Consider the following 25,281-nt stretch of genomic DNA (forward strand, 5'->3'; position numbering starts at 1 on the left):
GGAGTGTGCTGAGGCCCACACGCAGGGGGTCGCCGGGGTCACCGGAACGCGTGATGCCGGGACGGATCACCGTCCCGGCATCACAGGTGCGTTCGAGGCTCAGGCCTTGTTCATGATCAGCGAGATTCCGTACGCGACGGCCGCCGCGCATCCCGCGAAGGCCACGTAGGCCCCGGTCGCGGCGAGAGCCGCCGAGTTGCCCTCGGCCACGGCCCGTTCGCGGCGGGCCAGGCCCATCACGCCGAGGGTGAACAGGGCGACGAGACCCACGGTGACCGCGAGGCTGACGCCGAAGACGGAGCCCAGAGCTGCCCAGTCGATCTTCATGCTGCTGATTCCTTCGTTACCTGATGCTCGAGACTCAGACGGCGGCCGGCGGGGCCGCCGGCTCCGTGGTCGTGGTCGTGGCCGGCGCCGAGATGGTGGCCGTCAGCTCCTCGCTGACGGTGCCCGCGGGCGGCGGGGTCACGGCGGCGATGGCCGTGGTCACCACGCCGGGCGGTTCCTCGGTCTCGTTGACGTTGGACGCGTCGACGACCTCGCGGCGCGAGAGCTTCCAGATCGCGGCGCTCGCGGCGACCAGGAAGACGGCGACGAGGGCGGTGCCCCAGTCCCCGAGATCCGTCACGGACTCGGCGCCCGCGCCGACGAGCGCGGCGGCCGGGAGGGTGAGGACCCAGGCGACCAGCATGCGGGTCGCGGTCGACCAGCGCACCACACCGCCCTTGCGGCCCAGGCCCGCGCCCATCACCGAGCCGGAGACGACGTGCGTGGTGGAGAGCGAGAAGCCGAGGTGCGAGGAGGCCAGGATCGCCGTGGCGGCGCTGGTCTGGGCGGCGAAGCCCTGCTGCGGCTGCAGCTCGGTCAGGCCCTTGCCCATCGTGCGGATGATGCGCCAGCCGCCGATGTAGGTGCCGAGCGCGATGGCGAGACCGGCGGAGAGGATGACCCAGGTGGGCGGGTCGGCGTCCGGGGCGACGACTCCGCCGGCGACCAGGGCGAGGGTGATGATGCCCATCGTCTTCTGCGCGTCGTTCGTGCCGTGCGCCAGGGAGACCAGTCCGGCGGAGGCGACCTGCCCGGCGCGGTAGCCCTTGGCGGCGGCCTTGCCCTCGGCCTTCTTGTCCAGGGTGTAGGAGAACCGCGTCGCGAGGAGCGCGGCGAGACCGGCGACGATCGGGGCGGCGAGCGCCGGCAGGAGCACCTTGGTCGCGAGCACGTCGCCGTGGACGGCACCGAAGCCGGCCGAGGCGACGGTGGCGCCGATCAGACCGCCCATGAGGGCGTGCGAGGAGCTGGAGGGCAGGCCCACCAGCCAGGTCAGAAGGTTCCAGAGGATCGCGCCGACCAGAGCGGCGAAGATGACCTCGGGACGGATGCCGGTCTCGTCGACGAGACCCTTGGAGATCGTGTTGGCGACCTCCACGGAGAGGAAAGCGCCCACAAGGTTCAGCACGGCGGACATGGCCACCGCGACCTTGGGCTTGAGTGCACCGGTCGAGATGGTCGTGGCCATCGCGTTGGCGGTGTCGTGAAAACCGTTCGTGAAATCGAACGCGAGTGCGGTTACCACCACAATCGCGAGGATCAGCGAGAAGTTTTCCATTTACCCAGGCAATCGTTCGAAGTCATCGGACGGTTGACCGTAAATAACCTGGGTGAACGGAAGATGAACTGAGATGGGCATCGGGGTGTCGGAAACCAGCCGCCCCGGGTGAACTTCCTCAGCTGGGCCTGCGACCCGTTGAACAGGTTCTGGTCACCCGGCAGGGCGCCGCCGTTGTCGTACTGCCAGAAGGTCCAGGACGACCATCCGGCGGGCAGCGCCCCCGCGTCCGCCGCGCCGTGCCGGGCGATCCACAGCGCGTGGTTCGAGGCGAAGGCGCGGCTGCCGCCGGTGCACGTGTTCCACCAGTGGGCGGTCGTGTAGATCACCGGGCGGCGCCCGGTGAGCCGCTTCACCTCGTCGCTGAACGAGTGGATCCAGCCGGTCATGGCGGCCTTGCTCAGCCCGTAGCACCGGTGCCCGGCGCTGTAGGGGTTGTATTCGATGTCCAGCGCGGGCGGCAGGGTCCAGCCGTCCGCCCGCCAGGCGCCGCCGTGGCGCACGAAGTACGCCGCCTGCGTCCTGCCCGGCGACCTGTCCGGCAGGGCGAAGTGGTACGCCCCCCGGACGATGCCGGCGGCGCGGGCGCCGTCGTACTGCCGGGAGAAGTAGGGACTGACGTAGTCCGTGGACTCGGTCGCCTTGATGTAGACGAACCTGGCGCCCTTGGCCTTCGCGCTCCTCCAGTCGACGTTCTTCTGGTGCGAGGAGACGTCGTGTCCCCTGGGCGGACTCGCGGCGAACGCCGGCGACCGGGTGAGCGCGGTTCCCGCGACGGTGAGCGCCGCGACGAGCAGGGCGGCCGCACGGGTGCGGCGGCCGGACGGTTTGCGACCACGGGCCATGTGTCCCCCCGGAATGGCGACGTGCACGACAAATCACCGGGAGATTACTGAAAGATCCGTGCATGCCCGCTGATCTCCGGCCAAACACGGCGACACGTGGATATGTACCGGTACGTCATCTTTCGGAGGAGCGGCTTCCGCTCTAAAGTGCCCGCGCCCCGGGACGGCCCGGCACCCTCTTTGGCAGGATCGCGGCATGGCTGATCAGCGGCGGGAACAGGGCGACGGGCGGGATCCCCGGGAGGGCGCACAGGACGTGCCGCGGGGACGGGGGAGGACCGCGCTCCCGGAGGAGGCGCGCGCCTGGGAGGCCCTCGTCGCCACGGCCCGCCGCACCGTCGCCGAGGGCCTGGTCGTCGGCACCTCCGGCAACGTCTCCGTACGGGTCGGTGAGACCGTCCTGGTCACGCCCTCCGGCGTGCCCTACGACCGCCTCACCCCGGACGACATCACGGGGGTCGCACTCGACGGGCGCCAGGTCCTCGGCACCCTGGTCCCGACCAGCGAGCTGCCCATGCACCTCGCGATCCACCGCTCCACCGACGCCCGCGCCGTCGTCCACACCCACGCCGTGCACGCGACGGCCGTCTCGACCCTCGTCCCCGAGCTCCCGACGATCCATTACATGTCCGCCGCCCTCGGCGGACCCGTCCGAGTCGCCCCCTATGCCACCTACGGCACCGACGAGTTGGCCGAGAACATGCTCCGCGCCCTCGCCGACCGCACGGCCTGCCTCCTGCAGAACCACGGCACGATGGCCCACGGCGCCACCCTCGACCAGGCCTACGACCGCACGGCCCAACTCGAGTGGATGTGCCGCCTGTGGCTGACGGCGTCCTCGGTGCCGGGCCTGTCACCGACCCTGCTGACCCCCGAACAGCTGGACGAGGTGGGGGAGAAGCTCAAGGGGTACGGGCAGCGCTGACGCGGGCGTCACGGGGTAACCGGGATGGCGTGAGCACACCACATCGCCGTCGCACCACATCACCCCGCCCCCGCCTTCCGCTGGCCGGTCACCGCCACCGCCAGGACACTGGACAGGTGCGTACTGTCAGAGCGACGGCCGCCGCCGTCACCGTAGCCCTCGCCGCCGGCGCGGCCTCCGTGGCCGCCGGCCGCTTCGCCAGCGGCGCCGCGCTCAAGGCGACACCCGGCAGGCCCCTGCCCACCGAGCCCCGCCTCACCGTGCACGCCACCGCGGCCGGCCGCATCACCCTCACCCGCGACCTGGCGGCCCTGCGCCCCGGCACCTACGGTCTCGCGGGCGACGCCAGCCACGCGGTCGTCGGCCCCGTCCTCGACTCCGCCGAACACTCCGCCGACACGGTCGTTCGCCGGCTGGAGCGCGTCACGCACGGCACCCTCCAACGCCGCGACAAGGTCTGGTTCACCCCCAACCTGTACGTCGGCAACCCCCGCGACGCCCTCGGCCTGGACCACGCCGACGTCGACATCCCCGGCGAACTCGGCTCCCTGCCCGCCTGGTTCGTCCCCGGCGTGCGCGACACCTGGATCATCGCGGTGCACGGCCTCGGCACCACCCGCGAACTCCCCATGAACGTCATGGAGTTCCTGCACCGCCAGCGCTTCCCGGTCCTCTCCCTGGCCTACCGCGGCGACCTCGGCGCCCCCCGCTCCCCGGACGGCCTGAACCACCTCGGCGAGACCGAGTGGCGCGACCTGGACGCGGCGATCCGCTACGCCATGAGCCACGGCGCCGGACGCGTCGTCCTGCACGGCTGGTCCACCGGCGCCGCCATGGCCCTGCGCGCCGCCGCGCACTCCGGTCAGCGCGGGCGGATCTCGGGACTGATCCTGGACTCCCCGGTGCTCGACTGGCCGACGACCCTGCGCGCCCTCGCCGCGGCCCACCGCACCCCCGGTGCCCTGCTGCCGCTCGCGGTGCGCGCCGCGCAGGGCCGCACCGGACTCGACCGCGACCACACCGCCGAGACCGTCCGGCTCACCGTCCCGACCCTGCTCATCCACGGCCCCGACGACACCCTGGCCCCCTGGGAGCACTCCCGCCGCCTCGCCGCCGCCCACCCGAACCTGGTCGCCCTCCACACCGTCCGCGGCGCCCCGCACTCGGCCATGTGGAACGCCGACCCGAAGGCCTACGAAGAGGCCCTGCGCCGCTTCCTGACCCCGCTGATGTGACGTCCCAGGAAAGGCGCTCCGCCCGAACCGTTGGCCCCGGTTCCGTTTAACCTCGAACAGCTGGCCTGATCTCGGTCCCGGGCCGCCCTCGGGCGCCCGCCCTTGGCCAGTCCCGTCGCCGCCCGTGACCTTCCGTTTGGGTTTTCGGACCGTCAACCGGAAGACTGCACCCGTGACGTCCCGTATCCCGCGCGACTCCAGGCTTCGACTCGTCCGCCCGCGACCCCTGGCCGCCGCCCCCACAGCTGTGAACCAGCGGCGCCCGCGCCGCCCCGCGCCCCGCCCTCCGGAGGGCACACCGGCCCCCGCGGAGCTGGCCAGAATGGCTCGGTCCCAACTGGCCGCCGCCGCCCGGGTCGCCCGCTGGGCCGACGTCGCGCTCGGCCCGGGCAGCGACGGCGCGGGAGACGGCAAGGCCACCCTCGCCGACGCGACCGCCGAACGCGCGGCCCGGGACCTCGGCCTGACCGCCGCTCAGGTCCGCGCCGACTGGGACACCGCCCGCCTCGCCGGCCTCGTCGAGGTGCACGGCGACAGCGCCCGCCCCGGCTGGCGGCTGCGCGCCTGGAACCGCGACGACAGCGCCGTGCTGCGCGGCTGGGTCGCCCTCTTCGACGCCTGGTCGCTCGCCTACCCGGAGCCCGCGGACCACGAGCCCGCCGCCGTCGCCGAGGTCGTCTCGGCCATGCCCCAGGTGCTCTCCTTCCTCCAGCTGTCCGCCGGGCCCGTCCCCGTCGAGCAGCTCCTCGACCTGCTGGAGCAGCGCGTCACCGAACTGCGCACCGAGCGCTGCGAGATCCCGTACGGCCCGCAGCCAGAGCCTGCGCAGCCCGAGCCCCGGCGGTCCGAGGACACGCCCCTCGCCCCCCTCCTCGAGTGGGCCCTGCACGCCCTCGCCTCCGTCGGCGCCCTCACCTACGGCGACGGGCACGCCACGCTCACCCCGCTCGGCAGCTGGGCGGTGTGGGTCAAGCTGGAGCAGATCTGCGTGGCCGCGCAGAGCCCCGCCGGGAACATCGAGGCCGTCGCCGAGGAGATGCTGCGCGGCTGCGCCCAGCTCCGCCCGAACGCGGCCCGCGCCGAGTACCGCGCCTGGCTCGCCGCCCGCCCGGTCGGCAGCGCCGTCACCGAGCTCATCGCCGCCGCCCGCGGCGACGACGCCCTGCTGCGCGGCCTCGCCTTCGAGGCGCTGCGCGTGGTCGGTGCCCCCGCCGAGCCCGACGTCCGCGCCGTCGTCGAGGAGCCCACCCTGCGGCCGTACGCCCTGCTGTGGCTCGCCGAGCACGACGGTGCCGATGCCGAGGACGCCCACGAGGTGCTCACCCGGCAGGAGGCGACCTGGCTGTGGGTGGACACCGCGGCCGCCGTCGCCGACCACGGCGAGGCCCCGATGCTCGTGCGGCACCTGGAGTCGGCCGTGCAGCCCACCGTGCCCATGCTCCTCGACGAGGTCCGGGCCGTCGGCCACCCCCGCACCGTCCAGGTCCTGGTCGCCCTCGCCGCCGCCCATCCCGACCCGGCCCTCGCCAAGGCCGTGCGCCGGGCCGCCTTCCAGGTGCACACCGGGGGGAACTGAGAAGTGCCGTAACGAACACCTGGACGCCGGAAAAGTGCTTGCACGGCCCCGTTAGACTTCTCCCATGGCCATTCTCCTCGCGCATTAGACGGCGGGAACGTCCTCAGCCGCCCACCCGTCAAATCCCATATCCGCCCTGGAGTCTGTCCGTGATCTCCGCCTCCGGTATCGAGCTGCGCGCCGGCGCCCGAGTCCTCATCGAGTCCGCCACCTTCCGTGTCGCCAAGGGCGACCGGATCGGCCTGGTCGGCCGCAACGGCGCCGGCAAGACCACCCTCACCAAGTGCCTGGCCGGCGAGGGCATCCCCGCCGGGGGCCAGATCACGCGCTCCGGCGAGGTCGGCTACCTCCCCCAGGACCCCCGCACCGGCGACCTCGACGTCCTCGCCCGCGACCGCATCCTCTCCGCCCGCGGCCTGGACGTCCTGCTGCGCAAGATGCGCGAGAACGAACAGCGCATCGCCAACGGCCAGGGCGCCACCCGCGAGAAGGCGCTCAAGCAGTACGAGCGCCAGGAGACCGAGTTCCTGACGAAGGGCGGGTACTCCGCCGAGGCCGAGGCCGCCACGATCGCCGCGGCGCTCAACCTGCCCGACCGGGTCCTCGGCCAGCCGCTGCACACGCTCTCCGGCGGTCAGCGCCGCCGTATCGAGCTGGCCCGGATCCTCTTCTCCGACGCGGACACCCTGCTGCTCGACGAGCCCACCAACCACCTCGACGCCGACTCGATCATCTGGCTGCGGGACTACCTGAAGACCTATCGCGGCGGCTTCATCGTGATCTCCCACGACGTCGACCTGGTCGAGACGGTCGTCAACAAGGTGTTCTACCTGGACGCCAACCGCGCCCAGATCGACATCTACAACATGGGCTGGAAGCTCTACCAGCAGCAGCGCGAGGCCGACGAGAAGCGCCGCAAGCGCGAGCGGCAGAACGCGGAGAAGAAGGCCGCGGCCCTGCATTCGCAGGCCGACAAGATGCGCGCCAAGGCGACCAAGACGGTCGCCGCGCAGAACATGGCCAAGCGTGCCGACAAACTCCTCGCCGGCCTAGAGGCGGTGCGGATGCAGGACAAGGTCGCCAAGCTCCGCTTCCCCGAGCCCGCGCCCTGCGGCAAGACCCCGCTGACCGCCGAGGGCCTGTCCAAGTCCTACGGCTCCCTGGAGATCTTCACCGACGTCGATCTGGCCATCGACAAGGGTTCCCGGGTGGTCATCCTCGGCCTCAACGGCGCCGGAAAGACCACCCTGCTCCGGCTCCTCGCGGGCGTCGAGCAGCCCGACACCGGCGCGGTCGTCCCCGGGCACGGCCTCAAGCTCGGCTACTACGCCCAGGAGCACGAGACCCTCGACGCCGACCGCAGCGTCCTGGAGAACATGCGCTCGGCCGCCCCCGACATGGACCTCGTGGAGGTTCGCAAGGTGCTCGGCTCCTTCCTGTTCTCCGGCGACGACGTCGACAAGCCCGCCGGCGTCCTCTCCGGCGGCGAGAAGACCCGCCTCGCGCTGGCCACGCTCGTCGTGTCCTCCGCGAACGTCCTGCTGCTCGACGAGCCGACCAACAACCTCGACCCCGCCAGCCGCGAGGAGATCCTCGGCGCGCTGCGCACCTACAAGGGCGCGGTCGTTCTCGTCACCCACGACGAGGGCGCCGTCGAGGCGCTGCAGCCGGAGCGCATCATCCTGCTCCCGGACGGCGTCGAGGACCTGTGGGGTGCCGACTACGCGGACCTCGTGGCCCTGGCCTGAGGGTCAGCACCGCTTGATCGAATGCGTGATCAACGGCGTATGGATCATTCGGCCGACCGGTGATCCACCATCTGTGTGAGATCTCCTCGTACCGTCGTGTGTCCTACATCCATTTCGCGGCCGAGTCCTTTATCGACAAGGGCTCGGCCGTCGTACGTCTCTGACCTGGCGGTTCCCGAAAGAACCCGTTCGGCGGTACGAACGCGCCGTCGTGGAATCCCTGATTCCGCTTGTGGGGATGCGCTCCTGTCGTCAAAACCCTGTCTCACGGACCTTGCCGAATGGGTGGCCATCGCGCCCCGGAGGGGTGATCATGAGGAGACCAGAGCGCACTTCCCATGAGGAGGCACGGGTGGCCGAGACTCTGAAGAAGGGCAGCCGGGTGACCGGCGCCGCGCGCGACAAGCTCGCGGCAGACCTGAAGAAGAAGTACGACTCCGGTGCGAGCATTCGGGCACTGGCCGAGGAAACCGGCCGCTCGTATGGCTTCGTGCACCGGATGCTCAGCGAGTCGGGCGTCACGCTTCGTGGGCGTGGTGGCGCGACACGGGGCAAGAAGGCCGCCTCGTCCTGACCGGGCGGCCCATCGGCTTCGATGGTGGCCACCCGGTCGGTCGGCTGACCGGCCGGGTGGTTACTGTGCAGTCACTTAGCTTGTACGTCTGCTCTGCTGACCGCACTCATCGGAGGCGCCCCATGGCCACGCCCGCCAAGGACCTCGGTCCCGTACTCGACAAGGACGGCGTACGGCTCACCGTCGACGACGCGATCGCCACGGTGACCCTGACCAACCCGGCCAAGCGCAACGCGCAGAGCCCCGCCATGTGGCGCGCGCTCGCAGAGGCCGGGCGGGTCCTGCCGGGGTCCGTCCGCGTCGTCGTGCTGCGTGCCGAGGGGCAGTCCTTCTCCGCCGGCCTCGACCGGCAGATGTTCACGCCCGAGGGCATCGAGGGCGAGCCGACGTTCATCGACCTCGCACGCAGCAGCGACGGTGAACTCGACGCGAGCATCGCCGGCTTCCAGGACGGTTTCACCTGGTGGCGGCGCAGCGACCTCATCTCCATCGCCGCCGTACAGGGGCACGCCATCGGGGCGGGCTTCCAGCTTGCCCTCGCCTGTGACCTGCGCGTCGTCGCCGACGACGTGCAGTTCGCCATGCGCGAGACCAGCCTCGGACTGGTCCCGGACCTGACGGGCACGCACCCGCTCGTCGGGCTCGTCGGCTACGCCCGCGCCCTGGAGATCTGCGTCACCGGCCGCTCCGTCCAGGCCGAGGAGGCGGTGAGCAGCGGCCTCGCCAATATCGCCGTGCCCGCCGACCAGCTCGACGCCGCCGTGAAGGACCTCGCGTCGGCGATCCTGGCCGCGCCCCGGGACGCCGTGATCGAGACCAAGGCACTGATCCGCGGAGCGCAGGGCCGTTCCTACGACGACCAGCGGGCCGCGGAGCGGGCCGCGCAGGCCAGGCGGCTGCGGGACCTGGCCGGCCTCGGCGAGTGACCCCTCAGACGATCGCCGTGACCAGCACCGCCACCGTCGGGTGATCCGGTAGCGCCTCGGCGACCACCGCACGGACCTCCCGGGCCACTTCCACGGCCCGGTGGTCCGCGCGCACCGCGATCTCCACGCGCGCGTGGCGGCGCGGAAGAGTGCCCTCCTGGTGGCGTTCCTCGATGTGCACCGCGCGGCCCAGGCCGGCGGTGAGACGGTCGACGCCGGGGACCGACAGCGCGGCGGACACCGCGCGCGTCTCCTCGCCGGCGGCGGGCTCCTCGGCGCGCGGCGGCTCGGGCGGTGCCACCGGGGCCGGCCGCTCCACCTCCTCCAGCAGGGACGTGACCCGCAGGTCCACCTCCGTCACCGTCAGGCCGAGCAGTCGCGTCGCCGCGTCCGCCAGCGTCGTCCGCACCCGGGCGGCCGTCGCCGGCAGCGGCTCGGCCGGCGAGGCCGCGAAGTCCACCGTCACCCGCAGCGGACCGGGCGGCAGGGCGCTCGGCGGCGGCGGTACGACGGGCTCGTCCGTTTCCGCCGGGTCGGCGAGGGCGATGCGGAGCGCGTCCAGCCGTACTCCGCGCAGTTGCCCCGCGGCCCGCCGCAGCGCCGCCGCGGCGGCCTCCTCCGAGATCCACGCGCCGTCGCGCGGCCCGCCCAGCGGCAGCAGCCTGCCCATGCCCAGCCGGCTCCGCACCGTCCGCGTCCATCCGTCCGCCGTCATTCCTCCAGCCTGCCGCATCCCGGGCGCGCTGCGGCGTAACCCCACTTACCGTAGTCACAGGACGACGAACCGAAAGGGACGTGCGGCGATGACGGACATGACGGAACCGAACCGGACGGGCACCACGGGAGTCGAGACGGAGGTGCCGGAGACCGTCGGCACGCAGAAGGCGCAGCTGACCCGGCGTGGCGGCGGAGACTCCGGCGCACGGGGCCGGACGACGATCGCCGACGGCGTCGTGGAGAAGATCGCAGGGCTGGCCGCCCGGGACGTGCTCGGCGTACACGCCCTGGGCAGCGGGCTCAGCCGCACCTTCGGAGCCGTCCGCGACCGGGTGCCCGGCGGCACCAAGTCCGTGACGCGCGGGGTGAAGGTCGAGGTCGGCGAGGTACAGACGGCGCTCGACCTGGAGCTCGTCGTCGACTACGGCGTGTCGATCTCCGACGTCGCCCGTGCCGTGCGCGAGAACGTCATCGCGGCCGTGGAGCGGATGACCGGCCTGGAAGTGGTCGAGGTCAACATCGCCGTGAGCGATGTGAAGCTGCCGGAGGAAGAGGACGAGGAGCCGGAGCCCCGGATCCAGTGACCGGCGGACAACCGTGAGGGGAGAGCACCATGAGCACGGCTGTGGTCGGCATGATCGCCGGAATGGCACTGGGCTTCGCCGGCTACTTCGGCGGCTTCGGAGCCTTCCTGCTGGTGGCCGCCCTGGGCGCCATCGGCTTCGTGGCGGGCCGGTTCCTGGAGGGCGACCTGGAACTGGGCGACTTCTTCCGTTCGCGTGACGACCGGCGGCGGTGACGGTGACCACGGTGGACGACGGCGCCGACACGCGGGGCGGACCACGCGGCGCCGTCGCGCCGGGTGAGCGCGGGGCCACCCGCATCACCGACCGGGTCGTGGCGAAGATCGCCGCGCAGGCGGCCCGCGAACGCCTCGGCGACCAGTCGAAGGGGACCGCGTCCCCGCACGCCACGGTCGTCGTCCACCACGGCACCGTCCGCGTCCGGCTCCATCTCGAACTCGACTACCCCTGCGACATCGGCGCCCGGTGCGCGGATGTGCGTCGACATGTCGCTTCGCGGGTACGCGCGTTGGTGGGCATGGAGGTGCCGGAGGTCGCCGTCCACGTGGAACGGCTGCACCTGACCCCGGCGCACGGCGCGGTAAAGGGGAGGACGCGATGAGCGAGCCCCAGGGCTCCGAGGGCACCACACAACGGCTGCCGGTGATCGAGCGGGCACCGGACGACGAGCCCGAGTACGGGCCGCCGCCACCGCCACCGCCACCGCCGACGGGCAGTCAGGGCCGCTTCTGGTCCGCGCGCCGCGTCCCCGCGGCCGTCGTGGCGCTGCTGGTCCTGGCCGTCGCGGGCACCTTCCTCTACGACATCGCGGCCGTCCGGGCACACCGGGACGCGATGGCCTGGCGCCGCGAACTCGCCCGGCAGCTCGCGCAACGCCCCCTCGACGACACCTGGGTGCTGGTCGGCGCCGGGGTGGCCGCGGCCCTCGGCCTCTGGCTGATCGTGCTGGCCTGCACCCCCGGCCTGCGCGGCGTCCTGCCGATGCAACGCGTCGAGTCGGACGTCCACGCCGGCCTGTACCGCGACGCCGCCGCCCTCGTCCTGCGCGACCGCGCCATGGAGGTGGCCGGCGTCCAGTCGGTGCGCATCCGCGTCGGCCGCGCCCGCGCCGACGTCCGCGCCCTCTCCCACTTCCGTGACCTCGGCGACGTACGAGCCGACCTGAACGCGGCCCTGGAGGCCGCGATCGAGGGTCTGGGCCTCGCCCGTCCGCCCGCGCTGTCGGTCCATGTACGGCGACCCGGGCGAAAGGGGTGAGCGGGATGCTGCGCACCGTCAACCGCGTACTGATCGGGATCGTGGGACTCGTACTCGTCGTCGTCGGCGGCTCGGTGCTCGCCGTCGGACTGGGGACCCGGCCGCCCTCCTGGTGGATCCACGACGGGCGGCACGACGTCCTGCTCAGCGACGCCGAGCGGACGAAGTGGCAGGGCCACGGCTGGTGGTGGCCGGCGGTCCTGGCCGCCCTCGCGGTCCTCGTCCTGCTCGCCCTGTGGTGGCTGACGGCCGTGCTGCGCCGCCGCCGTCTCGCCGAGGTCCTGGTGGACACCGGCGACGGCGAGGGCGCGCTGTTGCGGGGCCGGGCCCTGGAGAACGTCCTGACGGGCGACGCGGCCGAACTCGACGGCGTGGCAGACGCGCAGGCCTGTCTGACCGGCCGTCGCACCGCCCCCGAGACCCGCGTGCGGCTCCTCCTGGAGCCCCACGTGGACCCGGCGATCGCCCTGCACCACCTCACCGCACGGTCTCTGACGCACGCCCGCAACTCGGCGGGCCTCGCCGCACTGCCGTCCGAGGTCCGCATGAAAGCGGTCAAGCACCGTGCGGAAAGGGTCAGTTGAGCCTGTGACTCCGGTTCAGAAACCGTGTCGCATACCGCCGTCGACGGGCACCATGATCCCCGTCAGGTAGGAGGCGGCCGGCGACAGCAGGAACGCCGCCGTCCGCCCGAACTCCTCCGGCCTGCCGTAACGCCTCAGCGGGATACGGGACTCATGGGCCGCCCGCGTCGCCTCGGGGTCCGCGGACATTCCGTCGAGCTCGCGCACCCGGTCGGTGTCGATGCGGGCCGGCAGCAGCCCGACGACCCGAATGCCGCGCGGCCCCAGTTCGTCGGCGATCGACTTCGCGAACCCGGCGAGCCCCGGCCGCAGGCCGTTCGAGATCGTCAGCCCCGGAATCGGCTCGTGCACCGAGCCCGACAGCACGAACCCGATGACACCCCCCGCGTCCAGCTCCTCCGCCGCCGCCCGGGCCAGCCGCACCGCGCCGAGGAACACCGACTCGAAAGCGGCCCGCCACTGCTCGTCGGTGTTGTCGGCGACGAACCCCGGCGCGGGCCCGCCCACGCTCACGAGGATGCCGTGGAAGGCGCCGAACCTCTCCCGCGCGGCGGCGATCAGCCGGGCCGGCGCCTGCGGGTCGGCGTTGTCGACGGCCACCCCGAAGGCGTTCGGCCCCAACTCGTCCGCCGCCTCGGCCACCCGCTTGTCGTCCCGGCCGGTCACGACGACCTTCGCGCCGTCGGCGACCAGCTCCCGTGCCGCGGCGTTACCGAGGCCGCGCGTGGCCCCGGTGACGACGTACACCCGGTCCTTCAGTCCAAGATCCATGACCCCTATCCTGCCTCGCCGTCCCCGAACAGGGCGAGGGCGGTGTTCACCAGACCGACATGACTGAAGGCCTGTGGGAAGTTGCCCAGCTGACGTCCGCTCACGGGGTCGTACTCCTCGGACAGCAGTCCCACGTCGTTGCAGAGGCCCACCAGCCGTTCGAACAGCTCCCGCGCCTCCTTGTGGCGGCCCGTCATGTGCAGGGCGTCGGCGAGCCAGAACGAGCACACGAGGAAGGTGCCCTCGTCGCCGGGCAGCCCGTCGACGGTCGTGCCGTCCGTGCTGTAGCGGCGCAGCAGACCGTGGTGCCCGAGCTCGCCGCGGATCGCCTCGATGGTGCCGGTGACCCGCGGATCGTCCGGGGGCAGGAAGCCCAGGCGGGGGATGAGCAGCAGCGCGGCGTCGAGTTCGCGGGAGCCGTAGCACTGCGTGAAGGTGTTCCGTTCGGCGTCGTAGCCCTTCTCGCACACCTCCCGGTGCACCTCGTCGCGCAGCGTGCGCCAGCGGTCGAGGTCCCCGTCGAGTTCCGGTTCCTCCTCCAGCGTCCGCACCGCACGGTCCGCGGCCACCCACACCATGATCTTGGAGTGGACGAAGTGGCGTCTGCCGCCGCGCACCTCCCACAGCCCCTCGTCGGGCTGCCGCCACTGCGCGCACAGCCAGTCCATCAGCGCCCGCTGGATCGCCCACATGTGCGGTCGTGGCGGCAGGCCCGAACTGCGAGCCAGCGCCAGGGAGTCCATGACCTCGCCGTAGACGTCGAGCTGGAGCTGGTTGACGGCGTCGTTGCCGATCCGTACGGGTGCCGACCCCGCGAAGCCCGACAGCCACGGCAGCTCGGTCTCCGGCAGTCGCCGCTCGCCCGCGAGGCCGTACATGATCTGCAGGTCGGCCGGGTCGCCGGCGACCGCGCGCAGCAGCCAGTTGCGCCAGGCCTCCGCCTCCTTGCGGTAGCCCGCGGCCAGGCCCGCGTTCAGGGTGAGGGTGGAGTCGCGCAGCCAGCAGTAGCGGTAGTCCCAGTTGCGGACGCCGCCCAGCTCCTCGGGCAGCGAGGTGGTGGCGGCGGCGACGATGCCGCCGGTCGGCCGGTAGGTGAGGGCCTTGAGGGTGATCAGGGAGCGTACGACGGTGTCGCGGTACGGGCCGTCGTAGCGGCAGCGCCGCACCCACTTGCGCCAGTCCTTGACGCTGGCGCGGACCGCCTTGTGCGGGTCGACGAGCGGTGGCCGCGGCTGGTGCGAGGGATGCCAGGTCAGGACGAACGCGACCTTCTCCCCCTCCGCCACGGTGAACTCGGAGTGGGTGCCGAGATCCTCGCCCCAGGTCTGCACGGGCGGTTCGCTGCGCAGCCACACCGAGTCCGGCCCGGCGACGGCCACGCGGTGCCCGTCGGACTTGCGCATCCACGGCACGATCGAGCCGTAGTCGAAGCGCAGGCGCAGCGTGCTGCGCACGGTCACCCTGCCGCTGAGCCCCTCGACGACGCGCACCAGGTCGGGGGCGCGGTCGCGCTGCGGCATCAGATCGGTGACGCGGATCGCGCCCTGGTCGGTCTCCCACTCCGTGTCCAGTACGAGGGTGTCAGGGCGGTAGGCACGGCGGGTGCAGGGCCCGTCGACGCCCTTGGGGGCGATGCGCCAGTGGCCGTTCTCCTCGTCGCCGAGCAGCCGGGCGAAACAGGCCGCCGAGTCGAAGCGGGGCAGGCACAGCCAGTCGACGGAGCCGTCGCGGCCGACCAGGGCCGCGGTCTGCTCGTCGCCGATGAGGGCGTAGTCCTCGATGCGGGGATGCACGAGTTGCGGGTTCCCGGCCTGCCGAGGTGACAATCAGCGGGTGGGCCGGGGGAGTGAGTGCGCCATGCCAGAGAAGACGACGCCTTGATGGGAGGGCGTCTGGTTGAGCACCCACAGCCCGATCAGGGTGGCGAGGGCGAAGACCACGGTGATCAGTACGGCCAGCACCAGGCGCCGCCTGCGCTCCCGCCGCAGCCACTCGCCGCGCGCCGTACGGTAGGCGTCGGGGGCGGCCCGCACCCCTTCGGCCAGCGCGGCCAGCGCCTCGCTCAACTCCCGCTCGGTGCGGTCCGGTCCGGTGCCACGCGACCCGGTCGCGTCTCGGTGCGTCATCGCCGGGCCTCCATCGCCTGGGTCAGTGCGGCGAGGCCGCGGGACGTGTGGGTCTTCACCGAGCCGCCGGAGATGCCCATCGCGGCGGCGATCTCACCCTCCTTCAGCCCGAGCCAGTGCCGCAGCACCAGCGCCTCGCGCTGCCGGGCGGGCAGTTGCTGGAGCGCGTCGATCAGGACGCGCTGGTCGTCGCGGAGCAGCGCGGCGCTCTCGGCGGAGACGACGGTCTCCTCGGGCGGGTTCTCCACGTGCCTGCGGGCGACCTGGAGATGGCGTATCCGCATCCGGGTCAGATTGCACACCGTGGAGCGCAGATAGGCCTCCGCCGCCTCGACGTCCCGCAGGCGCCGCCACTTGCGGTAGATCTGGTAGTACGCCTCGGCCACCACGTTCTCCGGGTCGTCGGCGCCGAGCAGCACGGCCAGCCGCAGCATCGAGGAGTAGTGCAGCTCGAAGAGGCGCGCGAGCCCGGCCTCGCGCTCCAGGTCGGCCGGGTCGGCCGGGGTCGGCGCGAGCGGCTCGACGCGCGGCTCGGGCACGGGTGTCGGGTACTTGCGTCTCACGGCTGGTTCGCTCCCGTCTCCGGGCGTCGCCTGACGGTCAGGCGCGACGGCAGGTCGGTCAGGTCGGCGCCGCGCGGGACGCCGAGACGTTCGAGGAGGGCGGTGCCGGCGACCGCGACGGCCAGGTTCAGGACCAGGGCGGCGAGGCCGGCGTAGATCCGGAGCGGTCCGAAGCCGAGGGACACGATGGACGAGAACCCCTCGCGCACGACCAGGAAGGTCCCGGCGAGCATGCCCGCGCCCCAGCCGGCGAGCAGGGCACGCGGATGCAGCCGCCCGGTGAACAGGCCCACGGCCACGGCCGGGAAGATCTGCAGGATCCAGACCCCGCCCAGCAGCTGGAGGTTGACCGCGTCCTGGTCGCGCAGCCCGAACACGAACGCCACCGCCCCCACCTTCGCGGTCAGCGAGACGGCCTTGGCGACGCGGACCTGCCGCTTGGGCGTGGCCGTGGGGTGCACGTACTCGACGTACACATTGCGTACGAAGGCGGTGGCCGCCGCGATGGACATCACGGCGGCCGGGACCAGTGCCCCCACGGTGATCGCGCCGAACACCAGCCCGGCCAGCGGCCCCGGCATCAGCCGGTCCACCAGCATCGGTACGGCGGCCTCCGCCCCGCCCCTGGGCGCGCGCACGCCCGCGGCCAGCGCCGCGATGCCGAGGAAGCCGAACAGGGCGAGCAGCCCCGTCCAGGCGGGCAGGGCCACGGAGACCTTGCGCAGCGTGCGCGGCCCGTCGGCGGCGAAGGCGGCCGTCAGCACGTGCGGGTACATCAGCAGCGCGAGAGCCGAGCCCAGGGCGAGGGTCGCGTACGCGGGCTGCTGCTGAGGTGTCAGGACCAGCGCCTGGCCGCCCAGCCGCCTCGCCGCGCCGTCGAAGACCCTGCCCGGCCCGCCGAGCCGCTCGAAGACCAGCCAGGTCACCGCGGTCAGCGACACGAACACGGCGACCGCCTTCAGGGCCGAGATGACCGTCGGCGCCCGCAGCCCGTGCCGGTACGTGGCCACCGCGAGCCCCGCGAACAGCGCCACCATCGCCAGGTCCCCGGCCGCGCCCCGCGGATACACGCCCCCGGCCGTCAGCACCGCCCGTATACCCAGCAGTTGCAGCGCCAGGTACGGCATGGTCGCGAGGATGCCGGTGAGCGCGACGACCAGGGCCAGCGACGGCGAGCCGTACCGTCCGCGCACGAAGTCCGCCGCGGTGACGTAGCCGTGCGCGCGGGCCACCGTCCACAGGCGGCTGAGCAGCACGAAGGCGATGGGACAGACGATGATCGTGTACGGCACCGCGAAGAAGGCGGGCGCGCCGTTGCCGTACGCCAGTCCGGGTACGGCGGTGAAGGTGTACGCCGTGAAGATCGTGCCGCCCAGCAGGAACCACGTCCGGACCGGGCCCAGGCCGCGGTCGGCCAGCGCCCAGCCCTCCAGGGACGGCAGGCGGTCGCTGGGACGCAGGTGCCGCGCGGTCACGGCGAGCAGCGACGCCCCGCCGATCACGGCGAGGAACGTCGCGGTCATGGCGCCGTCGGCCATGGGTCACCGTCCTTGGTGTGCCTGAACCCTCGTGCGGGAGTTGCGCGAGCGGCCGGAACGGAGGACAGGGAACCGGCGGGAAATCTTCTGGACATGCGCTGTCAACCGGTCCCGGGGGGTGGGCAACTCTTGCACAGACCGACAGCGAGCGGGAGAGGAGCGCAGGTCATGGCACCCCACGGTCATCACCGGCCACGGCGCGTCGCGATCGCCGTACCGCTCCTCGCGCCCGCCGCAGGCCCGCTGACGGTCCCCTGGTGACCAACCGGCCGGTCGGCAGACCGAGCTGAAGTCCCTTTCCGACCCCCACGTCGTCACACCGTTCTCCGGTGAGGAGCCGCCATGCCCGCGACAGCCCTGCCCGCAGCCGACCCCAAGGCGCCCGAAAAGTCACGTATGTCACTGCGATCGGTCCTGCTCTGGACCACCGTCTCCCTGCTCGGCGCCGTCGCCTGGGGCGTCCTCGCCCTGGCCCGCGGCGAGAAGATCTCCGCGGTCTGGCTGGTCGTCGCCGCCCTCGGCTCGTACGCCGTCGCCTACCGCTTCTACTCCCGCTTCATCGCCCGTCGCGTCCTGCGGCCCGACGACCGCCGGGCCACGCCCGCCGAGCGGCTGGAGGACGGTGTCGACTTCCACCCCACCGACCGGCGCGTGCTGCTCGGCCACCACTTCGCCGCGATCGCCGGGGCCGGACCGCTCGTGGGCCCCGTCCTCGCGGCCCAGATGGGATACCTGCCGGGCACCCTGTGGATCGTCGCCGGAGTGATCTTCGCGGGCGCGGTACAGGACATGGTCGTCCTGTTCCTGTCCATGCGCCGGGACGGCACGTCGCTCGGCCAGATGGCCCGGGACGAGATCGGCCGGGCGGGCGGGGCGGCGGCACTGATCGCCGTGTTCGCCATCATGATCATCCTCCTGGGTGTGCTGGCCCTGGTCGTCGTCAACGCCCTCGCGCACTCCCCGTGGGGCACCTTCTCCGTCGCGATGACCGTCCCCATCGCCCTGTTCATGGGCTTCTGGCTGCACCGCTTCCGCCCCGGCCGGGTCGTGGAGACCAGCCTCATCGGCGTGGCCCTGCTCCTCCTGGCGATCGCCGGCGGCAGCTGGGTGCAGAACTCCTCGCTGGCGTCCGCCTTCACCCTCAGCCCCACGACCCTGGTCTTCTGCCTGATCGGCTACGGCTTCGTCGCCTCCGTCCTCCCGGTGTGGATGCTCCTGGCCCCGCGCGACTACCTCTCCACCTTCATGAAGATCGGCACCATCGCGCTGCTCGCGGTCGGCGTCGTGATCGCCGCGCCCGTGCTGCACGCGGACGCGGTCAGCAAGTTCGCGACCTCGGGGGCGGGGCCGGTCTTCGCCGGGTCCCTCTTCCCCTTCCTGTTCATCACGATCGCCTGCGGCGCCCTGTCCGGATTCCACGCCCTGGTCTCCTCCGGCACGACTCCGAAGCTGATCGAGAAGGAGTCCCAGGTCCGGCTGATCGGCTACGGCGCCATGCTGATGGAGTCGTTCGTCGCGATCATGGCGCTGATCGCCGCGGCCACCCTGGAGCCGGGTCTGTACTACGCGATGAACGCTCCCGCCGGCCTCCTCGGCACGACGGCCCAGTCCGCCTCCCACGCGGTCGCCGGCCTCGGCTTCACCATCACCCCCGACCAGCTGACCCACGCGGCCAGGGCGGTCGAGGAACAGACCCTGATCGCCCGCTCCGGCGGCGCCCCGACCCTAGCCGTCGGCATGTCGGAGATCTTCTCCGGCATCTTCGGCGGCAGCGCGCTGAAGGCCTTCTGGTACCACTTCGCGATCATGTTCGAGGCGCTGTTCATCCTGACCACGGTCGACGCGGGCACCCGGGTGGGACGCTTCATGCTCCAGGACATGCTCGGCAACGTGTTCAAGCCGGTCGGCCGGGTCAACTGGAAGCCGGGCATCTGGCTGTGCAGCGGGCTGGTCGTGGCCGCCTGGGGCTACTTCCTCTACACCGGGGCCACCGACCCGCTCGGCGGAATCAACCAGCTCTTCCCGCTGTTCGGCATCGCCAACCAGCTGCTGGCGGCGGTGGCTCTGACCGTGTGCACCACGATCCTGGTGAAGTCCGGCCGCCTGCGCTGGGCCTGGGTCACCGGGCTCCCGCTCGCCTGGGTCACCGCCGTCACCTTCACCGCGGGCTGGCAGAAGATCTTCTCCGACGACCCCCGGGTCGGCTTCTTCGCCCAGCGCGCGAAGTACGCCGACGCCCTCGGCGCCGGCCAGGTGCTGCCTCCCGCCAAGTCCCTCGACGACATGCACACCGTGGTCACCAACTCCACCGTCGACGGCGTCCTGATCGCCCTGTTCCTGCTGCTGGTCGCGGTCGTGATCGTCAACGCGGCGGTGGTGTGCGTCCGGGCCGTGCGGTGGCCCGGCGTGCTCCCCACGGCCGAGGCGCCGTACGTGGAGTCCCGCATCGGTGCGGTGCCGGAGCTGGTGGAGGTGGGACCGTGAGGGCCTGGGCGCGGGCGGTGTCCTGGTACGTGCGGGAACTGCTGCACACGCTGGACCGGGGCGGCGAGCATCCGCGGGGCCGGTGCTGCTGACCCGGCGCCCTGAAGGTCACACCGAGGCGGGGGTCGCCTCCGCCTCGGTCTCCTCCTGCGCCGCCGCCCGGTCACGGCGCTCCCGGCGCACCAGAACCCACCAGCCGTACGGCACACCCGCCGCGAACAGCCACCACTGGATCATGTACGCGTAGTTCAGCGGGGCGTCTTCCTTGCCCGGGTCGGAGATCTGCTCCGGGCTGCCGCCCTTCGGCTCGGGCGCCGTCTGCTGGATGTAGCCGCCGAGGACCTCGGCATGCAGACGCCGGGCCTGCTCCTCGCTGTTGATCAGCATGATCTGCCGGGCCGGCAGCCCCTTGAGGTCCTTGATGCCGCTCGCCGCGGTCGTCTCGTCGGGCATCAGCCGGCCCTGGACGGTGACCTGGCCGCTCGGCGGCGCGGGAACCTTGGGGAAGGTGGTCTGGCTCGGGCCGTCGGACGGGATCCAGCCCCGGTTGACCAGCAGCACCCTGCCGTCCGACAGCACGAAGGGGGTCAGGACGTGGTAGCCGACCTCGTCGTCGGAGTTGGTGCGGCGGCGGACGACGACCTCGTGCGCGGTGTCGAAGTGCCCCTTCGCGGTCACCGTGCGGTACCGGTCGTGGGTGGTGACGGTGTGCCCGGGCGAGGTCAGCTCCTCCGCCGGTACGGGCTTGGCGTGCAGCGCGTTCGACACCAGCTGGTTGCGCGCGGAGCGCATCTCGTAGCGGTGCATCTGCCAGATGCCCAGCCTGATCATCGTGGGGATGAGCAGCAGGGCGACCAGCGTCAGGATCACCCACTGCCGGGTCAACAGGAAGCGGTACACCCCACGACCGTACCTCTCGGGCCGTGGGGTGCTTGCGCCAGGGGTGCGTCTCAGACGCGGTCGACGATGCCGGCCTTCCCGGCCGCGCGGGCGCAGTGGGCACCGCAGTACCACTGGCCGTCGGCCTCGACGCCCTGACCGATGATCTGCACCCGGCAGTGCTCGCAGATGGGTGCCATGCGATGGATCGCACAGGAGAAGCAGTCGAAGACGTGCACCGCGCCCTGCGCGTGCACCTCAAAGCTCATTCCGTAGTCATTGCCGCAAACTTCGCATCTCGCCATGGGGCACAGGGTGGGCCGTCGGCGCCGCGCGGGCGAGCGGGCGCCGGGCGAGTCGCGCGGCAATCACCCGTCCGTACGGGTCACTCGTCCGCCGGTTCGACGTCCCTGAGCAGCTGTCCGAACGCCGCCTCGTCCACCACCGGCGTCCCGTACTGCCGGGCCTTGACCACTTTCGACGTGCCCGAGTCGGGGTCGTTGGTGACCAGCAGGCTGGTCAGCCGGGACAGGCTGGTGGCGACATGCAGGCCGGCCTCGGCCGCGCGGTCCTCCAGCAGCTCCCGCTCGACGGAGGTGTCCCCGGAGAAGGCGACCCGCATGCCCTGCTTGAGCGGTTTGCCGTCCTCGTAGCGACCTGGATTGGGATGGGGGCACGCGGGCCTCTTGCGGGAGGGGCGCCAACTCGTCGGCCGGTAACCGCCGTAGCCGCCCGCCTGGCGGGGCACCGGCCGGTCGGTGAACTCCGTCAGCGGCCGGCACTCCAGCAGCGGCAGCCGTACGCCGCCCGCCGCCGCGGCCCTCAGACTCGGCCGGAACGCCTCCGCGAGCACGCGCGCGTCGTCCAGCGCGTGGTGCGCGCGCCGCTGCACGACGCCGAAGTGGGCGGCCAGCGACTCCAGCTTGTGGTTGGGCAGCGGCAGCCCCAGCTCCTTGGACAGCGCGATGGTGCACAGCCGCTGCCGCACCGGCGCCTCGCGCCGGGCGCGCGCGTACTCCCGCGCGATCATCTGCCAGTCGAAGACCGCGTTGTGCGCCACGAGCACCCGGCCCTCCAGGCGGGCCGCGAACTCCTCGGCGATGTCCGTGAAAAGGGGGGCGCTCTCCAGCACCTCGCTCGTCAGACCGTGGATCCACACCGGGCCCGGGTCCCGCTCCGGGTTGACCAGCGTGTACCAGTGGTCCTCGACCTCACCGCGCGCGTCCAGCCGGTAGACGGCCGCGGAGATTATCCGGTCGTCCCGGGCCAGGCCGGTCGTCTCCACGTCAACGACCGCGTATCCAGGGGGATACGCGGCCGGCCACCCGGTGGGGAAGGAAGCTGCGGTCGTGGGGTCTTCGAGCATGGTCCCTGAGGATACGGGCCACGACTGACAGTCTCCTCCAACAGGGGCTCCACGTACGGAATGTCCGATCTCGCGGCAATGGCCCCTTCGCGCACCTGTCGCAGGCGCGCCGCCCGCACAGGGGTTGACGGTCTGTGCGGTACGGCTCCGGGACAACCAGGTGGGCGCGGACCGGGGTTGGGAGGCCGTGGGTCGCTGATGCCGCCGGTCGAGGAGGCGGGTACCACCGCCGGCCGGTGGAGTCCGGGTCGGAGAACACCGAACGGCACTGCGGCGTCGCCCTGTCGGTACGCGTGCAGGCGGCGTCCGGGTGGCATCCTCCCCGTGTGACCGAACCAACGCACGGCGGCGAAGCCCACGGGGGCGCACTGGGACAGCGGCTGAACTGGCTGCGCGCGGCCGTGCTCGGCGCGAACGACGGCATCGTCTCCACCGCCGGCCTCGTCGTCGGCGTGGCCGGTGCCACCGACAGCCGCTCCGCGCTGCTCACCGCCGGACTCGCGGGGCTGCTCGCCGGGTCGATGTCGATGGCCGCGGGCGAGTACGTCTCCGTGTCCACCCAGCGCGACTCGGAGATGGCTGCCCTCGCGCTGGAGAAACGGGAGTTGCGGGAACAGCCCGAGGCCGAGCTGGAGGAGCTGACCCAGATGCTCCAGGAACGCGGCCTGTCCCACGACGTCGCCCGGGAGGCGGCCGAGCAGCTGACGGAACGTGACGCGCTCAGGGCGCACGCGCGCGTGGAGCTCGGTATCGACCCCGACGAGCTGACCAACCCCTGGCACGCGGCGTGGGCGAGCTTCCTGGCGTTCACGGTCGGCGCGCTGCTGCCCCTGCTCGCGATCGTGCTGCCGCCCGCGGGCTGGAGACTCTGGGTCACCGTGGTGTCGGTGCTCGCGGCCCTCGTCCTGACCGGATGGAGCAGCGCGCGCCTGGGCGCGGCCGGGCCGGGACGCGCGGTGCTGCGGAACACGGTGGGCGGGGCGCTGGCCATGGGGATCACCTACGCGGCGGGGGCCCTGCTCGGAGCGGTCGGCGTGTAGGCACGCACCGGAGCGCCCCCGGGTCCATTGGCGGAGATCACCAAGGAGCAAGCGCGTACCCCGGGTGATACTTGTGGGTAACAACGTCTAGCCCTCAGCGACCAGCGGTTCTACGGTGCCCACATGTCGGACCTGCCCGATGTCGTGCTGTGGTCGATACCCGCCTTCGTACTGCTCACCGTGGTCGAGATGATCAGCGTCCGTCTCCATCCCGACGAGGACGCCGCGGGATACGAGGCGAAGGACGCCGCGACGAGTGTCGGCATGGGACTCGGCAGCCTCGTCTTCGACTTCCTGTGGAAGATCCCGATCGTCGCCATCTACTCGGCGGTCTACGAACTCACGCCCCTGCGCGTGCCGGTGCTGTGGTGGACCGTCCCGCTGATGCTCCTCGCACAGGACTTCTTCTACTACTGGTCGCACCGCGGCCACCACGTCATCCGCATCCTGTGGGCCTGCCACGTCGTCCACCACTCCAGCAAGAAGTTCAACCTCACCACCGCGCTGCGCCAGCCCTGGACGTCGTGGACGGTCTGGCCGTTCTACGTCCCCCTCGTGGCCGCCGGCGTGCACCCGGCCGCCGTCGCGTTCTGCTCCTCGGCCAACCTCGTCTACCAGTTCTGGATCCACACCGAACGCATCGACAAGATGCCCCGCTGGTTCGAGTTCCTCCTCAACACCCCGTCCCACCACCGCGTCCACCACGCCTCCCAGGGCGGCTATCTGGACCGCAACTTCGGCGGCATCCTGATCGTCTGGGACCGGCTGTACGGCTCGTTCGTGCCGGAGCTCGAGCGGCCGGTCTACGGGTTGACCAAGAACATCAACACGTTCAACCCGATCAAGGTGGCGACCCATGAGTACGCCGCGATCATCAGGGACGTGCGGGCGGCGGAAAGCTGGGGCGAGCGCGCCGGGCGGATCTTCCGGGGTCCGGGCTGGCGGCCGGCCCGCCTCGCCCGGCCGGCCCCGGTGGCCGAACCGGCCCCGGCCGAGGGGACCGCGGCCGCGTGAGACCGGACGACGAACGCCGGGCAGGCACAAGGGCGTCGCGCACGGGCGGTCCGCCGCCGTCCGTGACCGAGCCGGCTGCGACCGCGCCCGGCACCGGCGTGCCCGAGGCCGGGTCGACGGCCGCAGCGCCCGGCACCGGCGTGCCCGAGGCCGGGTCGACGGCCGCCGCGCCCGGCATCGGTGAGTCCCGGGCCGAGTCGGCCGCCGCCGCGCCCGCGCCCCACGCGACCCGCCCCGGCGAGCCCCAAACCCAAACCCCCTGGCCCGCCCGGCTGCTCGCCCTCTTCGGCGTCGCCACCCTCGCCGACCTCGTCTTCCTCGCCGCGGGCTTCGAGCCCGGCCACGCCGTCGCCAAGACGCTCCTCATGCCGCTCCTGGCCGCCTACGCAGGCGGGCGCGGCGCCCCCCGGCTCCTGCTCGCCGCCCTTCTGTTCGGCTGGGGCGGCGACATCCTGCTCCTGTCCGACGCCGACCCGGCGTTCCTCGCCGGGATGGCCTCCTTCGCGGCGGGGCACGTCTGCTACATCGCGCTCTTCCTGCGCCACGGCGCTCCACACGCGCGTGGCCGTCTCCTCGCCCCGGTCTACGCCGTCGCCCTCGCCGCCACGGTCGCCCTGCTGTGGCCGGATCTCCCGGCGGACCTGCGCGTCCCGGTCGCCTGCTACAGCACCCTGCTCACGGCCATGGCGTACGGCGCCGCCACCCGGCTCGGCCCCCGGGCCGCCTTGGGCGGCGCGCTCTTCATGCTCTCCGACACCCTGATCGCGACCGGCGTCGCCGACTGGCCGCAGCCGCCACGACCCGACCTGTGGATCATGCTCACCTACGCCGCCGCCCAGTTCCTGCTGGTCCAGGGCACCCTCGACGAGCGGCCCGGGCCGGCGACGGCGTACCGTGAAGTGCGCTCGACCACCCCCTGAGCG

At 72.3% G+C, this 25,281-nt stretch carries 26 protein-coding genes and 1 pseudogene; 15 read left to right on the forward strand and 12 right to left on the reverse strand.

What is annotated here, in order from left to right; translation table 11 throughout:
* Positions 1-99: 99 nt before the first annotated feature.
* From ACIGDI_RS36980 to ACIGDI_RS36990, 3 genes and pseudogenes are all read right to left on the reverse strand, one after another.
* Complete coding sequence (locus tag ACIGDI_RS36980) at positions 100-327, reverse strand: hypothetical protein (RefSeq protein WP_200700493.1); 228 nt, start codon at positions 325-327, stop codon at positions 100-102.
* Positions 328-361: 34 nt separating this feature from the next.
* Entirely contained in the window at positions 362-1,606 is a 1,245-nt protein-coding gene (locus ACIGDI_RS36985) for an inorganic phosphate transporter (protein ID WP_200700494.1), read from the reverse strand.
* Positions 1,607-1,707: 101 nt separating this feature from the next.
* A pseudogene (locus ACIGDI_RS36990) lies at positions 1,708-2,451 on the reverse strand (lysozyme); the annotation flags it as partial.
* A gap of 196 nt (positions 2,452-2,647) precedes the next feature.
* On the opposite strand from ACIGDI_RS36990, the gene ACIGDI_RS36995 reads away from it, so the two are divergent.
* The 6 genes from ACIGDI_RS36995 to ACIGDI_RS37020 all read left to right on the forward strand — a co-directional run bounded on the left by ACIGDI_RS36995 (position 2,648) and on the right by ACIGDI_RS37020 (position 9,435).
* Positions 2,648-3,376, forward strand: a complete 729-nt coding sequence (locus tag ACIGDI_RS36995) for a class II aldolase/adducin family protein (RefSeq protein ID WP_399906283.1) — start codon at positions 2,648-2,650, stop codon at positions 3,374-3,376.
* A 116-nt stretch (positions 3,377-3,492) separates the two neighbouring features.
* Entirely contained in the window at positions 3,493-4,611 is a 1,119-nt protein-coding gene (locus ACIGDI_RS37000; protein WP_399906286.1) for an alpha/beta hydrolase, read from the forward strand.
* 172 nt (positions 4,612-4,783) lie between these two features.
* Positions 4,784-6,187, forward strand: a complete 1,404-nt coding sequence (locus ACIGDI_RS37005; RefSeq protein ID WP_399906289.1) for a hypothetical protein — start codon at positions 4,784-4,786, stop codon at positions 6,185-6,187.
* A 149-nt stretch (positions 6,188-6,336) separates the two neighbouring features.
* The gene (locus tag ACIGDI_RS37010; RefSeq protein WP_200700653.1) at positions 6,337-7,935 is read left to right on the forward strand and encodes an ABC-F family ATP-binding cassette domain-containing protein; all 1,599 of its coding nucleotides are present in this window, start codon (positions 6,337-6,339) and stop codon (positions 7,933-7,935) included.
* A 352-nt stretch (positions 7,936-8,287) separates the two neighbouring features.
* Positions 8,288-8,509 (forward strand): helix-turn-helix domain-containing protein, encoded by a 222-nt coding sequence (locus ACIGDI_RS37015; protein WP_004002281.1) that lies wholly within the window; start codon positions 8,288-8,290, stop codon positions 8,507-8,509.
* A 122-nt stretch (positions 8,510-8,631) separates the two neighbouring features.
* Positions 8,632-9,435: an enoyl-CoA hydratase/isomerase family protein gene (locus ACIGDI_RS37020; RefSeq protein WP_200700652.1), complete on the forward strand. Its 804-nt coding sequence runs from the start codon at positions 8,632-8,634 to the stop codon at positions 9,433-9,435.
* Positions 9,436-9,439: 4 nt separating this feature from the next.
* On the opposite strand, the gene ACIGDI_RS37025 is transcribed toward ACIGDI_RS37020, so the two are convergent.
* The gene (locus tag ACIGDI_RS37025; protein ID WP_399906292.1) at positions 9,440-10,150 is read right to left on the reverse strand and encodes a nucleopolyhedrovirus P10 family protein; all 711 of its coding nucleotides are present in this window, start codon (positions 10,148-10,150) and stop codon (positions 9,440-9,442) included.
* Positions 10,151-10,238: 88 nt separating this feature from the next.
* Between ACIGDI_RS37025 and ACIGDI_RS37030 the strand changes: the two genes are divergently transcribed.
* The 5 genes from ACIGDI_RS37030 to amaP are packed head-to-tail and all read left to right on the forward strand — an operon-like array spanning position 10,239 to position 12,577.
* On the forward strand, positions 10,239-10,736 hold the full coding sequence (locus ACIGDI_RS37030; RefSeq protein ID WP_399906295.1) for an Asp23/Gls24 family envelope stress response protein: 498 nt from the start codon (positions 10,239-10,241) through the stop codon (positions 10,734-10,736).
* Positions 10,737-10,765: 29 nt separating this feature from the next.
* Positions 10,766-10,951: a hypothetical protein gene (locus ACIGDI_RS37035; RefSeq protein ID WP_399906297.1), complete on the forward strand. Its 186-nt coding sequence runs from the start codon at positions 10,766-10,768 to the stop codon at positions 10,949-10,951.
* 2 nt (positions 10,952-10,953) lie between these two features.
* Entirely contained in the window at positions 10,954-11,337 is a 384-nt protein-coding gene (locus tag ACIGDI_RS37040) for an Asp23/Gls24 family envelope stress response protein (RefSeq protein WP_399906431.1), read from the forward strand.
* On the forward strand, positions 11,334-11,993 hold the full coding sequence (locus tag ACIGDI_RS37045) for a DUF6286 domain-containing protein (protein ID WP_399906300.1): 660 nt from the start codon (positions 11,334-11,336) through the stop codon (positions 11,991-11,993). The genes ACIGDI_RS37040 and ACIGDI_RS37045 overlap by 4 nt, the downstream gene beginning before the upstream one ends.
* A 5-nt stretch (positions 11,994-11,998) precedes the next feature.
* Entirely contained in the window at positions 11,999-12,577 is a 579-nt protein-coding gene (amaP, locus tag ACIGDI_RS37050) for an alkaline shock response membrane anchor protein AmaP (RefSeq protein WP_399906302.1), read from the forward strand.
* 15 nt (positions 12,578-12,592) lie between these two features.
* Here amaP and ACIGDI_RS37055 read toward each other — a convergent pair whose 3' ends face one another.
* Genes ACIGDI_RS37055 through ACIGDI_RS37075 form a run of 5 tightly spaced genes read right to left on the reverse strand, consistent with a single transcriptional unit; the run spans position 12,593 to position 17,575 of the window.
* Positions 12,593-13,348, reverse strand: coding sequence for an SDR family oxidoreductase (locus ACIGDI_RS37055; protein ID WP_399906305.1), 756 nt, complete (start codon positions 13,346-13,348; stop codon positions 12,593-12,595).
* Positions 13,349-13,353: 5 nt separating this feature from the next.
* Positions 13,354-15,141 (reverse strand): glycoside hydrolase family 15 protein, encoded by a 1,788-nt coding sequence (locus ACIGDI_RS37060; protein ID WP_399906308.1) that lies wholly within the window; start codon positions 15,139-15,141, stop codon positions 13,354-13,356.
* Positions 15,142-15,174: 33 nt separating this feature from the next.
* Positions 15,175-15,474 carry a hypothetical protein gene (locus tag ACIGDI_RS37065; protein WP_399906310.1) on the reverse strand — a complete coding sequence of 100 codons (300 nt, stop codon included), beginning with the start codon at positions 15,472-15,474 and terminating at the stop codon, positions 15,175-15,177.
* Positions 15,471-16,037, reverse strand: coding sequence for a SigE family RNA polymerase sigma factor (locus ACIGDI_RS37070; RefSeq protein WP_384817555.1), 567 nt, complete (start codon positions 16,035-16,037; stop codon positions 15,471-15,473). The genes ACIGDI_RS37065 and ACIGDI_RS37070 overlap by 4 nt, the downstream gene beginning before the upstream one ends.
* Positions 16,034-17,575: a sodium:solute symporter gene (locus ACIGDI_RS37075; RefSeq protein WP_399906313.1), complete on the reverse strand. Its 1,542-nt coding sequence runs from the start codon at positions 17,573-17,575 to the stop codon at positions 16,034-16,036. The genes ACIGDI_RS37070 and ACIGDI_RS37075 overlap by 4 nt, the downstream gene beginning before the upstream one ends.
* A gap of 342 nt (positions 17,576-17,917) precedes the next feature.
* On the opposite strand from ACIGDI_RS37075, the gene ACIGDI_RS37080 reads away from it, so the two are divergent.
* Complete coding sequence (locus ACIGDI_RS37080) at positions 17,918-20,059, forward strand: carbon starvation CstA family protein (RefSeq protein ID WP_399906316.1); 2,142 nt, start codon at positions 17,918-17,920, stop codon at positions 20,057-20,059.
* 108 nt (positions 20,060-20,167) lie between these two features.
* Here ACIGDI_RS37080 and ACIGDI_RS37085 read toward each other — a convergent pair whose 3' ends face one another.
* The 3 genes from ACIGDI_RS37085 to ACIGDI_RS37095 form a co-directional block, all read right to left on the reverse strand.
* Positions 20,168-20,959, reverse strand: a complete 792-nt coding sequence (locus ACIGDI_RS37085; RefSeq protein WP_399906319.1) for an SURF1 family protein — start codon at positions 20,957-20,959, stop codon at positions 20,168-20,170.
* A gap of 50 nt (positions 20,960-21,009) precedes the next feature.
* The gene (locus ACIGDI_RS37090) at positions 21,010-21,243 is read right to left on the reverse strand and encodes a hypothetical protein (RefSeq protein WP_063824492.1); all 234 of its coding nucleotides are present in this window, start codon (positions 21,241-21,243) and stop codon (positions 21,010-21,012) included.
* Positions 21,244-21,323: 80 nt separating this feature from the next.
* A complete protein-coding gene (locus ACIGDI_RS37095) occupies positions 21,324-22,304 on the reverse strand; it encodes a DEDDh family exonuclease (protein WP_399906321.1) in 981 nt (326 codons plus the stop codon).
* Positions 22,305-22,630: 326 nt separating this feature from the next.
* On the opposite strand from ACIGDI_RS37095, the gene ACIGDI_RS37100 reads away from it, so the two are divergent.
* From ACIGDI_RS37100 to ACIGDI_RS37110, 3 genes are all read left to right on the forward strand, one after another.
* The gene (locus ACIGDI_RS37100; RefSeq protein WP_399906324.1) at positions 22,631-23,344 is read left to right on the forward strand and encodes a VIT family protein; all 714 of its coding nucleotides are present in this window, start codon (positions 22,631-22,633) and stop codon (positions 23,342-23,344) included.
* A 123-nt stretch (positions 23,345-23,467) separates the two neighbouring features.
* Positions 23,468-24,358, forward strand: coding sequence for a sterol desaturase family protein (locus ACIGDI_RS37105; RefSeq protein WP_399906327.1), 891 nt, complete (start codon positions 23,468-23,470; stop codon positions 24,356-24,358).
* A 272-nt stretch (positions 24,359-24,630) separates the two neighbouring features.
* Entirely contained in the window at positions 24,631-25,278 is a 648-nt protein-coding gene (locus ACIGDI_RS37110; protein ID WP_399906434.1) for a lysoplasmalogenase, read from the forward strand.
* Positions 25,279-25,281 lie beyond the last annotated feature (3 nt).

This window comes from Streptomyces sp. NPDC085900, assembly GCF_044540925.1.
GTDB lineage: Bacteria > Actinomycetota > Actinomycetes > Streptomycetales > Streptomycetaceae > Streptomyces > Streptomyces gilvifuscus.

What these genes read in the sequence shown, in the direction of transcription:
- ACIGDI_RS36980 (WP_200700493.1), bottom strand. Translation starts at nt 327, where the DNA reads ATGAAGATCGACTGGGCAGCTCTGGGCTCCGTCTTCGGCGTCAGCCTC.
- ACIGDI_RS36985 (WP_200700494.1), bottom strand. Translation starts at nt 1,606, where the DNA reads ATGGAAAACTTCTCGCTGATCCTCGCGATTGTGGTGGTAACCGCACTC.
- ACIGDI_RS36995 (WP_399906283.1), top strand. Translation starts at nt 2,648, where the DNA reads ATGGCTGATCAGCGGCGGGAACAGGGCGACGGGCGGGATCCCCGGGAG.
- ACIGDI_RS37020 (WP_200700652.1), top strand. Translation starts at nt 8,632, where the DNA reads ATGGCCACGCCCGCCAAGGACCTCGGTCCCGTACTCGACAAGGACGGC.
- ACIGDI_RS37025 (WP_399906292.1), bottom strand. Translation starts at nt 10,150, where the DNA reads ATGACGGCGGACGGATGGACGCGGACGGTGCGGAGCCGGCTGGGCATG.
- ACIGDI_RS37030 (WP_399906295.1), top strand. Translation starts at nt 10,239, where the DNA reads ATGACGGACATGACGGAACCGAACCGGACGGGCACCACGGGAGTCGAG.
- ACIGDI_RS37035 (WP_399906297.1), top strand. Translation starts at nt 10,766, where the DNA reads ATGAGCACGGCTGTGGTCGGCATGATCGCCGGAATGGCACTGGGCTTC.
- ACIGDI_RS37045 (WP_399906300.1), top strand. Translation starts at nt 11,334, where the DNA reads ATGAGCGAGCCCCAGGGCTCCGAGGGCACCACACAACGGCTGCCGGTG.
- amaP (WP_399906302.1), top strand. Translation starts at nt 11,999, where the DNA reads ATGCTGCGCACCGTCAACCGCGTACTGATCGGGATCGTGGGACTCGTA.
- ACIGDI_RS37055 (WP_399906305.1), bottom strand. Translation starts at nt 13,348, where the DNA reads ATGGATCTTGGACTGAAGGACCGGGTGTACGTCGTCACCGGGGCCACG.
- ACIGDI_RS37065 (WP_399906310.1), bottom strand. Translation starts at nt 15,474, where the DNA reads ATGACGCACCGAGACGCGACCGGGTCGCGTGGCACCGGACCGGACCGC.
- ACIGDI_RS37075 (WP_399906313.1), bottom strand. Translation starts at nt 17,575, where the DNA reads ATGGCCGACGGCGCCATGACCGCGACGTTCCTCGCCGTGATCGGCGGG.
- ACIGDI_RS37080 (WP_399906316.1), top strand. Translation starts at nt 17,918, where the DNA reads ATGCCCGCGACAGCCCTGCCCGCAGCCGACCCCAAGGCGCCCGAAAAG.
- ACIGDI_RS37090 (WP_063824492.1), bottom strand. Translation starts at nt 21,243, where the DNA reads ATGGCGAGATGCGAAGTTTGCGGCAATGACTACGGAATGAGCTTTGAG.
- ACIGDI_RS37095 (WP_399906321.1), bottom strand. Translation starts at nt 22,304, where the DNA reads ATGCTCGAAGACCCCACGACCGCAGCTTCCTTCCCCACCGGGTGGCCG.
- ACIGDI_RS37105 (WP_399906327.1), top strand. Translation starts at nt 23,468, where the DNA reads ATGTCGGACCTGCCCGATGTCGTGCTGTGGTCGATACCCGCCTTCGTA.